This is a genomic window from Mycobacterium sp. TH-M103 (genome assembly GCF_057473785.1).
In genome coordinates this window covers 1-10,392 of sequence record NZ_JBYCLG010000347.1, presented here as the reverse complement: position 1 = coordinate 10,392, position 10,392 = coordinate 1, and the positions used below count along the sequence as shown (strand labels likewise).

General features: G+C 65.8%; 11 protein-coding genes. 7 read left to right on the top strand and 4 right to left on the bottom strand.

Annotation, left to right across the window (positions count from 1 at the left end):
* The 6 genes from AC2VOR_RS19415 to AC2VOR_RS19390 form a co-directional block, all read left to right on the top strand.
* On the top strand, nucleotides 1-635 hold a 635-nt coding region (locus tag AC2VOR_RS19415), incomplete at its 5' end, for an MCE family protein (protein WP_486964335.1).
* Nucleotides 632-1,672, top strand: coding sequence for an MCE family protein (locus AC2VOR_RS19410; RefSeq protein WP_369737052.1), 1,041 nt, complete (start codon nucleotides 632-634; stop codon nucleotides 1,670-1,672). The genes AC2VOR_RS19415 and AC2VOR_RS19410, both read left to right, overlap by 4 nt.
* Entirely contained in the window at nucleotides 1,665-2,747 is a 1,083-nt protein-coding gene (locus AC2VOR_RS19405) for an MCE family protein (protein WP_369737053.1), read from the top strand. Before AC2VOR_RS19410 ends, AC2VOR_RS19405 begins: the two co-directional genes overlap by 8 nt.
* Nucleotides 2,747-4,171 (top strand): MCE family protein, encoded by a 1,425-nt coding sequence (locus AC2VOR_RS19400; RefSeq protein WP_369737054.1) that lies wholly within the window; start codon nucleotides 2,747-2,749, stop codon nucleotides 4,169-4,171. Before AC2VOR_RS19405 ends, AC2VOR_RS19400 begins: the two co-directional genes overlap by 1 nt.
* Nucleotides 4,168-5,601 (top strand): MCE family protein, encoded by a 1,434-nt coding sequence (locus AC2VOR_RS19395; protein ID WP_369737055.1) that lies wholly within the window; start codon nucleotides 4,168-4,170, stop codon nucleotides 5,599-5,601. Before AC2VOR_RS19400 ends, AC2VOR_RS19395 begins: the two co-directional genes overlap by 4 nt.
* Nucleotides 5,602-7,236 (top strand): MCE family protein, encoded by a 1,635-nt coding sequence (locus AC2VOR_RS19390; protein WP_486964334.1) that lies wholly within the window; start codon nucleotides 5,602-5,604, stop codon nucleotides 7,234-7,236.
* 46 nt (nucleotides 7,237-7,282) lie between these two features.
* Here the strand turns inward: AC2VOR_RS19390 and AC2VOR_RS19385 are convergent, their stop codons facing one another.
* The 3 genes from AC2VOR_RS19385 to AC2VOR_RS19375 all read right to left on the bottom strand — a co-directional run bounded on the left by AC2VOR_RS19385 (nucleotide 7,283) and on the right by AC2VOR_RS19375 (nucleotide 9,210).
* Nucleotides 7,283-7,804: an Rv2253/PknI dimerization domain-containing protein gene (locus AC2VOR_RS19385; protein ID WP_369737056.1), complete on the bottom strand. Its 522-nt coding sequence runs from the start codon at nucleotides 7,802-7,804 to the stop codon at nucleotides 7,283-7,285.
* A 105-nt stretch (nucleotides 7,805-7,909) separates the two neighbouring features.
* Nucleotides 7,910-8,485: a twin-arginine translocation pathway signal gene (locus tag AC2VOR_RS19380; protein WP_369737057.1), complete on the bottom strand. Its 576-nt coding sequence runs from the start codon at nucleotides 8,483-8,485 to the stop codon at nucleotides 7,910-7,912.
* Nucleotides 8,482-9,210 (bottom strand): hypothetical protein, encoded by a 729-nt coding sequence (locus AC2VOR_RS19375; protein WP_369737058.1) that lies wholly within the window; start codon nucleotides 9,208-9,210, stop codon nucleotides 8,482-8,484. The genes AC2VOR_RS19380 and AC2VOR_RS19375 overlap by 4 nt, the downstream gene beginning before the upstream one ends.
* A 161-nt stretch (nucleotides 9,211-9,371) precedes the next feature.
* On the opposite strand from AC2VOR_RS19375, the gene AC2VOR_RS19370 reads away from it, so the two are divergent.
* Nucleotides 9,372-9,770, top strand: coding sequence for a hypothetical protein (locus tag AC2VOR_RS19370; RefSeq protein WP_369737059.1), 399 nt, complete (start codon nucleotides 9,372-9,374; stop codon nucleotides 9,768-9,770).
* A gap of 12 nt (nucleotides 9,771-9,782) precedes the next feature.
* Here the strand turns inward: AC2VOR_RS19370 and AC2VOR_RS19365 are convergent, their stop codons facing one another.
* On the bottom strand, nucleotides 9,783-10,073 hold the full coding sequence (locus AC2VOR_RS19365; protein ID WP_369737060.1) for an Mtp family mycobacterial-type pilin: 291 nt from the start codon (nucleotides 10,071-10,073) through the stop codon (nucleotides 9,783-9,785).
* Nucleotides 10,074-10,392: the final 319 nt, after the last annotated feature.

Sequence of the window (10,392 nt, the reverse complement as noted above, 5' to 3'; positions counted from 1 at the left end):
TCCTGGCCAAGCAGGAGCCCAGCCTGCCCGCGCTGAGTCACGACCTCGAGGTCCTGCCCGCGGTCAGCAACGCCTACGCCGACGCGGCGCCGGATCTCCTCGCCACGGCCGACAACACGGTCAAGCTGAGCAAGTCGATCGTCGACGAGCAACAAAACCTGGATGCCTTCCTGATGAGCTCGATTGGCTTGGCCGACATGGGCAACGACGTGTTAGGCGGCAACAGGCAGGCACTGACCGACGTCCTGCATCTGGCGGCGCCGACCACCGACCTGCTCAACGAGTACCACCAGGCGCTGTGGTGCGGCATCGCTGGATCGCTGGTGAACCTCAAGGCTCCGCCCCTGCCCGAGCCGATGGTCAAGGTGGCGGTCTACCTCGGTTTCGGCGCCGAACGCTACCGCTATCCCGCCAACCTGCCGAAGGTGGCCGCGACCGGCGGTCCCCAGTGCCAGGACCTGCCCGTGGTGCCGTTCGATGTCGCTCCACCTTTCGTGGTGGCCGACGTCGGCGCCAACCCGCAGGAGTACGGCAACCCGCAATTGCTGCTCAACTCCGACGCGCTCAAACAGTTGCTGTACGGCCCGATCGACGGGCCACCGCGCAACTCCTTCCAGGTGGGACAACCCGGATGAGCGGCTCGCGCGCGATGATCATCAAGTTCGGGGCGTTCGCCGCCGTGATGATCCTGTTGACGGTGTTCCTGTTCTTCATCTTCGGGCAGTACACCACCGGTTCGACGAACGGGTACTCGGCACAGTTCACCGACGTGTCACGGCTCAAGCCCGGCGAGACCGTGCGGGTCGCCGGGGTGCGGGTGGGTACGGTCAACAGCGTTTCGCTGCGTCCGGACAAAACGGTTCTCGTGAAGTTCGACGCGGAGCGGAAAGTCGTGCTCACCAACGGAACCCGGGCTGTGATCCGCTACCTGAACCTGGTCGGCGACCGCTACCTCGAACTCGTCGACGGCCCCGGATCCACCAAGTTGCTGCCGCCCGGCTCGGAGATCCCAATCGATCGCACGGCACCGGCCCTCGACATCGACCTGCTGCTCGGTGGGCTGAAGCCGGTTACCCAGGGCCTCAACCCGCAGGACGTCAACGCGCTGAGCGCCTCGCTCATCCAGGTCTTCCAGGGCGAGGGCGACACCCTGCAGTCGCTGATGGCCAAGTCGTCGTCCTTTTCGAACGCGTTGGCCGACAACAACGAGACGGTGCAGGCGCTGATCGACAACCTCAACACCGTGGTGGGCACGGTCGACAAGGAGGGCAATAAATTCTCCGGGGCCATCGAGCGCCTCGAGAAATTGGTCAGCGGACTGTCGCAGGATCGCGACACCATCGGTACCGCGATCACCGCCCTGGACAATGGAACCGCGTCGATCGCGAGTCTGCTGGGACGCGCCCGCGCGCCCCTGGCCGGCACCGTGGACCAGTTGAATCGGTTGGCCCCTCTGCTGGACAAGGACAAGAACCTCCTCGACATCTCGCTGCAAAAACTGCCGAACAACTACCGGAAGCTGACCAGGCTCGGCGCCTACGGTGCCTGGTTCCCCTACTATCTGTGCGGTCTGGCGCTGCGTGTATCCGATCTGCAGTACCGGACGGTCGAGGTGGGTATCAACCACCAGGTCACCGGGAGATGCGCGGAACCGAAGGATCCCGATGAATAAGTACCGCGGAGCAGGCCTCATTCGAGCCGGGTTCATCGGCGCCGTCCTGATAATGCTGGTCATTGCCGTCGGGCTGAATCCCGACCAGCTGATACAGCGGGCTACCACGGTCCGGTACCAGGCGTTGTTCTCCGATGCCGGCGGTCTCGCCCAGGGCAATGACGTGACGGTGTCAGGCATGAAGGTGGGCAGCGTGACCGGCATGGCGCTGCAGCACGGCGACGTGCTGGTGACGTTCACCGTCAACGGGAACGTCGGGCTCGGGTCGGCCAGCACCGCACACATCAGGACAGGCTCGCTGCTGGGACAACGAGTGCTGACCGTCGAGTCCGCCGGCAGCGGCACCATGCGCCCGATGACCGTCATCCCGGCGTCGCGCACGTCGTCCCCCTACTCGCTGTCGGAGGCCATCAGCGACCTGGCGACCGACGTCAAGGGGACCAACACCGAATCGCTCAACCAGTCCCTCGACACTTTGTCCGCGACCCTGGATCAGGTTGCGCCGCAACTGGGGCCCACGTTCGACAGCCTGACCCGGATTTCCAAGACCCTCAATGCCCGTAACGAGACACTCGGCGAGTTGCTCAAGGGTGCCGGCGACGTCACCGGCATCCTGTCGCAACGCAGCAACCAACTGAACACGTTGATCCTCAACGCCAATGACCTCCTGTCCATGCTGGTCACGCGACGGCAGGCGATCGTCCGGCTGTTGTCCAGCACCTCCGCGGTGGCCAGGCAGTTGTCCGGTCTGGTGCACGACAACGAGGCGAAGTTGGCGCCGTCGCTGGAGAAATTGAACTCCGTGACCGCGATGTTGGAGAAGAACCGCGACAACCTCTCCAAAGCGCTGCCCGGCCTTGCGAAGTACGAGCTGACGCAGGGGGAGACCGTGTCCAGCGGGTTCTACTACAACCCGCTCATCCCGAACCTGTTCCAGCTGCAATTCTTCCAATGGCTGTTCGACTACGCGTTCGGCTTCCGCGCCTACGGCGCTCCCGGTCAACCCCCGGACACCGCCGGACCGCGCGCGTTGCTCCCGTTCCCGTTCAACATGCAACCGGGAGGTTCGCGGTGATGCGGCTCGGGGCGATTCCCCGCCACAGGTTCAGGACGGTCCTGGCCGTCGCCTTGGCCGGGCTCTTGGTGGTCGGGGCGGCTGTTGCCATGCGCAACACCTTCTTTCGGCCGAAGACGATCACCGCGTACTTTCCCACCACCACCGCGATCTACCCGGGCGACGACGTGCGGGTCTCCGGCATGAAGGTCGGGACCATCGCGTCCATCCGGCCGCAGGGCACCCGGGCCGAGATGGTCATGCACGTCGATCGCAACGTGCCCATCCCGGCGGATGCGCGGGCGGTGATCGTCGCCCAGAACCTGGTGGCGGCGCGCTACGTCCAGCTCACCCCGGCCTACCGGTCGAGTGGCCCCACCATGCACGACGGCGCGGTCATACCGGTCGACCGGACGGCCGTGCCCGTCGAATGGGACGAGGTCAAAGACCAGTTGATGCGGATGGCAACGGAATTGGGGCCCAACAGCAAGGTGTCCACCCCGTCGGTGGCGCGGTTCATCGACAGCGCCGCCGACGCGCTCGGCGGTGGCAACGGTGAGAAGCTGCGCCAGACGCTGTCTGAGCTGTCGGGGGTGGGGCGGATCTTGGCGGACGGAAGCGGCAACATCGTCGACATCATCAAGAATCTGCAGACTTTCGTCGGCGCCCTGCGCGACAGCAACGTCCAGCTCGTCCAGTTCAACAACCGGCTGGCCACACTCACCAGCGTCCTCGACGACAACAAATCCGACCTCGATGCGGCCATGACGGACCTGTCGAGTGCGGTCGGGGAAGTGCAGCGCTTCATCGCGGGCGTCCGCGACCAGACGTCGGAACAGGTAACGCGGCTGGCCGACCTCACGCAGATCCTCGTAGACAACAAGATGGCACTCAAGAACGTTCTGCACGTGACGCCGAACGCTCTTGCCAACGCCTACAACGACTACGACCCCGACGTCGGAAACATCCGCGGTGGGGTGGGATTGCAGAACTTCAGCAACCCGACGTGGACCTTCTGCTCACAGATCGGGGCCTTGGAAAACGGCACCGGGGTCGAGACGGGCAAGTTGTGCGGCCTGTATCTGAGCCCGGCCTTGAAGGTGTTCAACCCGTTGATGTTCTTCAACTTCAACTACTTCCCGTTGCCGGTCAATCCGCTGCTGGCGCCGGCGTTCGACGCGCGCAACGTCGTGTACACCGAGGAACGGCTGAAGCCCGGCGGGGAGGGCCCGAAGCTGGCACCGCCCGAGTTGCCGCCCGCGGTGTCCGCGTACACCGGGCTGCCCGGCGATTACCCGTCCGCGCCGCCGCCACCCGGGCCGCCGGCGCGGATACCCGGAGCCGCCATGCCGGAGCCGCCCCCGCCGAGCACACCGGCAGAGCCGGCGCCGGCTCCGGCCAGCGTCCCGGACATGCTGCTCCCAGCGGAAAGTGGGCAACCATGAGGGCTCGATTCGCCGTACCCGCGTTGCGGAGGCTCCTCGGGCTCGCCTGCTGCGTCATGCTCGCCACGAGCGGATGCGCTTTCAACGGTCTGAACTCTCTGCCCTTGCCGGGTGCGGTCGGACGCGGACCTGGCGCCAGCGTCTACCACGTCCAGCTGGCCAATGTAGGCACGCTGGAGGCGAATTCACCGGTGATGATCGACGACGTCATCGTCGGCAGCATCAGCAAGATGACGGTGCAGGGCTGGCACGCCAACGTGGACATCTCGCTGCGGCCCGGGGTCGCGATCCCGGCCAATGTCGTGGCGAAGGTCGGCCAGACCAGCCTGTTGGGATCGATGCACCTGGAACTCAATCCGCCGCTCGGTCAACCGGCCAGCGGACGGCTGCAGCCCGGCGCCACGATCCCGTTGAACCGGTCGTCTACCTATCCATCGACCGAGCAGACGCTGTCGTCGTTGTCGGTGATCCTCAACGCCGGGGGGCTCGGGCAGATCGGGGACATCATCCACAATTTCAACGCCAGCCTGTCCGGGCGCGCGGGCGACGTTCGCGACCTGCTGGCGCGGCTCGACAGGTTCGTGGGCACTCTCGACCAGCAGCGCGGCAACCTCGTCGCATCCATACAGGCGCTGAACCGGCTCTCAGGCACCTTCGCCGCGCAGCGCGACGTGATCACCCAGGCGCTGTACAAGATTCCGCCCGCACTGGACGTTCTGAACAAGGAGCGGCCCCAGTTGACGACGGCTTTGAACAGGCTGGGAACGTTCGGCAACACCGCCACCAAGCTCGTGAACGACGCGGGATCCGACTTGGTCAGGAACCTGAAGAACCTGGGGCCAACGCTTGCGGCGCTCGCCGACATCGGGCCCGACCTGGACGCTGCCCTTGCCTATGCGCCCACTTTCCCATTCACCCAGGGTTTCATCGACCGGAACATCCGGGGCGATTACGTCAACGGCTTCTTCTACATCGACTTGACGAACGCCGGTCTGCGCAAGAGCATCCTGCGGGGCACCCACTGGGAACGCCTGGGCGCCGAGGTCGTGCCGGCGCCCGGGGACCCGGAGTACTTGCTGTACAAGTACGGAGCTCCACCCGGCGCACCCGGAGGCGTGACCGGGCCGGGGCCGGTCGGGGAACCGATGCGCGGCCCGAACGCGGCGCCATGGCAACCCGGCGTGCCGGCGCCGTACGTGCCACCGGCAACTGCCAACCCGCAGTCGGCGGACGCGCCGCCGCCTACGCCGCCGGCGCCGGTATCGCCCCTGGTCGCCGGCCTGACGATGCTCGGGCCGGACGCTGCGCCCGAACCGTCGTCGTCGCCGCCGGCTTTGCCCGGACCGCCGCAACGGGAGGCATCGCCCGCGGACCAGGGCGCCCCGGTGCCGGGCGCGACGCCGGTTCAGCCGACGGACGGAGGCCGGTAGATGCTGACCCGTTTCGTCCGAATCCAGTTGGCGGTGTTCGCCATCGCGGGAACCATCGGCATCGTCCTGATGGTGTTGTGGTACGTCCAGGCTCCGACGCTGCTGGGCGTCGGCAAGATGACGGTCACGCTGAAGCTGCCGGCCACGGGTGGGCTCTACCGCTTCAGCAACGTGACCTACCGCGGGGTGCAGATGGGCAAGGTGACGTCGGTGGGTTTGACGCCCCACGGCGCGGAAGCCACTCTCTCCCTTGATACCTCGCCCAAGATTCCGGCGGACCTCAAAGCCGAGGTGCGCAGCGTCTCCGCGGTCGGTGAGTACTACGTGGATCTGCGCCCGCGAACCGACTCGGCGCCCTACCTGCACGACGGCTCGGTCATCGCCGTGAACGACGCCTCGATCCCGCAGCCGGTCGGTCCCGTGCTCGACCAGAGCAGCAAGTTGATCAACAGCATTCCCAAGGGCAAGCTCGGTCAGTTGCTCGACGAGACCTTCCAGGCGTTCAACGGCGCCGGTTACGATTTCAAGTCGCTGTTCGACTCTTCGGCGAAATTCTCCGGCGACCTCAACGGCGTCGCCGACCGCGCCCGGAGCCTGACCGACGACACGGGGCCATTCCTCGACACGCAGGAAAAGACCACCGACTCGATCCGATTGTGGGCGCGCAGCCTTGCCGGTGTCTCCGGTCAACTCGCTCAGAACGACCCACAGATCCGCACTCTGCTGGCCAGGGGGCCGGGAGCCTTCGACGAGGCGTCCAGACTGCTCGAGCAGATCAAACCAACGCTGCCCGTGCTGCTCGCCAACCTCACCACCGTTGGCCAGATCGGCATCACCTACCACGCCTCGCTCGAGCAGGCACTTGTATTGCTGCCGCCGTTCACCGCCGCGATTCAGTCGTTCATCGGCACGAAGAGCCCCAACGGGCTGGCCACCGGTGCGTTCAATCTTGTCCTCAGCGATCCCCCCGCCTGCACGGTCGGCTTTCTGCCGCCGAGCGAATGGCGCGCTCCGTCCGACACCCGGATCGTCGACACCCCCGACGGGTTGTACTGCAAGCTGCCGCAGGATTCACCGATCGGCGTCCGCGGTGCCCGCAACTATCCGTGTATGGGCCAGCCCGGTAAGCGCGCGCCCACGGTCGAAATCTGCGAGAGCGACAAGCCATTCGAACCGCTCGCGATGAGACAGCACGTCTTTGGCACGTACCCACTGGATCCGAACCTCATCGCGCAGGGCATTGCGCCGGACGACCGGGTCAACTGGAACAGGGAGAGGATCTTCGGGCCGGTGGAGGGCACGCCGCTACCGCCGGGAGCGGTTCCGCGGGGAACAGGTCCCGACGCACCAGCGGCACCGCCGGCGCCGCCCGGCCCCGCGACGCAGATGGGCGAGGTCTCACCCATCGCGCCGCTCGACGTTCCCTCCGGCTCCGGGGCCACACCCACCGGTGCCACGGCCGCGGCGCCAAGTGCGTTCGGGAGCAACGAATCAAAGCCGAGTCCGTCTGTCGCTGTGGCGGAGTACGACCCACGTACCGGTAGCTACGTCGCCCCGGACGGAAAGGTCTACCGTCAGTCGAATCTGGCTGAGAAGGGCACACCCAAGACGTGGAAGGACATGTTCCCCACCTGAGCGTCGCCCAAAACGATTGCCCGGCCGGGCCGCTTGCGGGCTCGGATTACCCTGTCTTGTCCAGGCGGAACGGCTGTTCGATGTACAGCGGGGCGCTGGTCCCGCAGGCGCCGGCCGGACCGGTCGTGTGTTCCCTGCCGGCCAGAACCGGTGAGCCGAACTTGTTTTCGCCGGTTTCAGGGTCCGAGGGATAGAAATAAATGACGTCGTGCCCGACGTTCGGGGTCCCGTCGGGACAGGTTTCCCAATTCGGGATGTCGCGCTTGACCCACCAAACCATTCCGTCGTGCATTTTCAGCGGTGCAGTCCAGCCCTGGTCGCTGACCACCTGGCCGGCACAGTCTTGGGCGGTGGTACACGAAGACGTGATCTTCCAGGTGCTCCGCGCCATCTCTTCCTGGTGAAACACCTGATTCGTCCTGGCCCATTCGCCGACCACCGTGGCGGTATACGTCCCGTTGATGGCAGGGTCGTAGGCCCACGCTGACGGGGCTATGGCCACCCCACCCGCTGCACCGACGGCCGCCAATGCCAATGCGGCGCTCATCGCCAAATTCAGTGAACGCATCACTTGCTCCTCGACGCGCTACAGCCAGCATTCTCAGGTGAATTCACAGATTAACACCGTTTCCACCCATTTCGGCAGGGTTGACGATATGGGCGCCGAGGGCGCTCATACAGCCTCGAACTTCTCAATAAGCCACGCACCGTTGACCTTTGTCAGTGTGAGCCGCAGGCTGCTCGACGTCACGACCGGGTCCGGCTTCTCCTTGCTCGCGGTCTTCAGTTTCACGAAAGCAAGCACGACCGCCGAATTCGGCTGCATTTGCGACACGGCCGCCTTGACCACGGTCGCGGTCGTGGTGACTTGCCCCCGCTGCGCCGCCGGGCCGGCGATCTGGTCGACGAACCGCTGGTAGTAGGTCAGGTAGTCGTCGGTCACCCGGGACCTGGCGTTGGCGAAATCCCGGTCGAGCGTTTCGGGCGAATACGACAGCAGCGCCACCGCACCATCGCTGGCGGCTTTGACGGCCTGGTGCATCGCGGCGTCGTCGGTCAGCACATCCGGGCGGTACACAAAGTAGAAGTAGCCCGCCCCGAACGTCAACGCGCCAACCAGTAACACGGTCAATAGAATTGGACGCCATCGCGCCAGGCAGCGACGCACCCAGCGCCCTATCGCGCCGAGTCCGCGGCCGGCCCGATCGCGAAGCGCTGTCCTCCTGACGCCGCCGTCGTCGACCGTCACGGGACGAACTCGAGCCTGGAGACTTTGGGCTGCCCGTTGTCCTCTTCGACGCTGACCACGACGCGCATCGACCGCACGGCCGGCTTGGCCTGGTCGGGCTTGCTGAGCTCCGATTTCGCCGCCACCAGCACGACCGCCGAGTCCTTGGTCATCGACTCCACGCCAACGGCCTGCACAGCGACCTTGGAGCTTATCTTCAACTCCTGGACCGCCTTGAGGTACCGCTCGGCGCTCATCAGGATGCTGGCCTTGAAAAGCCCGGTGGTGTCGTCGACGAAACGTTGCATGTCGTCTCTTGCCGTGCCGGGCTCGATGGTCATCATCGCCACCACGGCGTCGCGGGCCGTCGCGGAGAACTTCGCGGCACGCTGCGTCTGCTGAGCCACCATGCGGTGATGCCAAACCAGGCCGCCGCTTCCGGCCAGCGAGGTGCAGATGAGGACAACCGCAGCAGACGCGGTCAGAGCTTCCCGGCCGGGACGGCGCAACCTTCGCCGGCGCGACGACGGCCACTCCAAAGCAGGCTCGTCGTGGGCGACGTGGTCGCCGTGGCCGTTCGATGCCGCTTCGGCCTGCCGACGGAGCAGTGTCGCGCGGGAACGGGCGGCTTCGGCGCGGGCTTCGGCCTGCGCGAGCTCGTCTTCGTCGGCGTGCGACGGGGAACTCGCGACGGGGATGACCCCATCGGCTTCCGGCGGCTCAGCGGGCAGCTTGCGCGGCGGCACTGGATCACCTCCTCGTCCGCTGTGGCAGGAGAGAGCCACATTATCACTGCCAAGCCGGGCTGTCGGTGGGGATGGCGACGATGTGGGCTTGTGGGTCTTCTCCAAAAGAGAGAATTCTATTCCCCGCCGGATGCCTGCTGTGGCAAAGTAATCGTGTGCGAATGATCGTCGCCGCGGTCGCAGTATTGCTCGGCGCTGGTGCGCTTGCGGCGCCACCGGCCGCTGCCGGACCGGTCAACTGTGATTACCCGGGCTGCACGCCGGGAATCATGCCGCACGTCGTGCTCGGTGCCCCATGCGACAACACCACTTACTACGTGTTCGGGACCGCCGACTATTACGTCTCTTTCGCCACTCAGCCGGGTCGGCTGATGTTCTGCGGTTCGCCGCGCAGATACGAGCCCCGATGGTTCCGGTCCCCCCCGATGGCAGGTGTCAAAGAAGAGAACTCGTCCTGCACCGACTACCCGGAGTACTACGTCGCGCAGGCTCCGGATGGCCTGTTCTTGGTGTGCAATGCGCACGACGGCGTCCAGAACTGGGAGCGCGGCGACACCTAGCTACGGCCGAATTCACGGCCCCAGGTAACGCTGTTCGGGCAAATCCTGAAACGGACTCGGTCCGAAGTAGTCGTCGCTGTGAATCGTGCCGTCCTTGTCGCGGTGGTGCGCGTCGTGGCAGGTGGTCGGATCCCACTGGGGGCCCCACGCAGGGTTGAAGGGGTTGCCCGGGCACCAGTGGTAACCGACGAACGGGAAGGGCGGATCGTCGGCGAGGGCGCGGTTCGCGGTGCTGACACTCGCCAATCCCAAACCAATGAGCGCCGTGATCGCTGCGGCGGCCAGGCGCGCGACTCTGTTCATGGGAAAACCGTACCGGAGCGCACGCCGAACGCGGCAAACAATTTTTCGGATTCGTTAGTGCGTTGATGGCGAATGCGATTGACCGCGGCCACCGGCTCGCCTGGAGAACTCGGTGCCGCACGAGATATCGGCTTGGCGATTCGTGCGGTGGACCCCCGCGCGGGACCCATGCGACTTCTGTGCCGGGTCATTCATATCACTATCCGGGCGCCTCGAAGAGGCGGCGGGTGATGCGCCGCAGTTCGAAAGCCAGTGCCTCGTTGTCGATGTCGGCGACGAGCGGATGCACGACCCCGACGGCGATGGCGCCCGACAGCAT

Bases quoted from the DNA above. Each gene is read 5' to 3' on its own strand.
- AC2VOR_RS19410 (WP_369737052.1), top strand. From the start codon at position 632: ATGAGCGGCTCGCGCGCGATGATCATCAAGTTCGGGGCGTTCGCCGCC.
- AC2VOR_RS19405 (WP_369737053.1), top strand. From the start codon at position 1,665: ATGAATAAGTACCGCGGAGCAGGCCTCATTCGAGCCGGGTTCATCGGC.
- AC2VOR_RS19400 (WP_369737054.1), top strand. From the start codon at position 2,747: ATGCGGCTCGGGGCGATTCCCCGCCACAGGTTCAGGACGGTCCTGGCC.
- AC2VOR_RS19395 (WP_369737055.1), top strand. From the start codon at position 4,168: ATGAGGGCTCGATTCGCCGTACCCGCGTTGCGGAGGCTCCTCGGGCTC.
- AC2VOR_RS19390 (WP_486964334.1), top strand. From the start codon at position 5,602: ATGCTGACCCGTTTCGTCCGAATCCAGTTGGCGGTGTTCGCCATCGCG.
- AC2VOR_RS19385 (WP_369737056.1), bottom strand. From the start codon at position 7,804: ATGCGTTCACTGAATTTGGCGATGAGCGCCGCATTGGCATTGGCGGCC.
- AC2VOR_RS19370 (WP_369737059.1), top strand. From the start codon at position 9,372: ATGATCGTCGCCGCGGTCGCAGTATTGCTCGGCGCTGGTGCGCTTGCG.
- AC2VOR_RS19365 (WP_369737060.1), bottom strand. From the start codon at position 10,073: ATGAACAGAGTCGCGCGCCTGGCCGCCGCAGCGATCACGGCGCTCATT.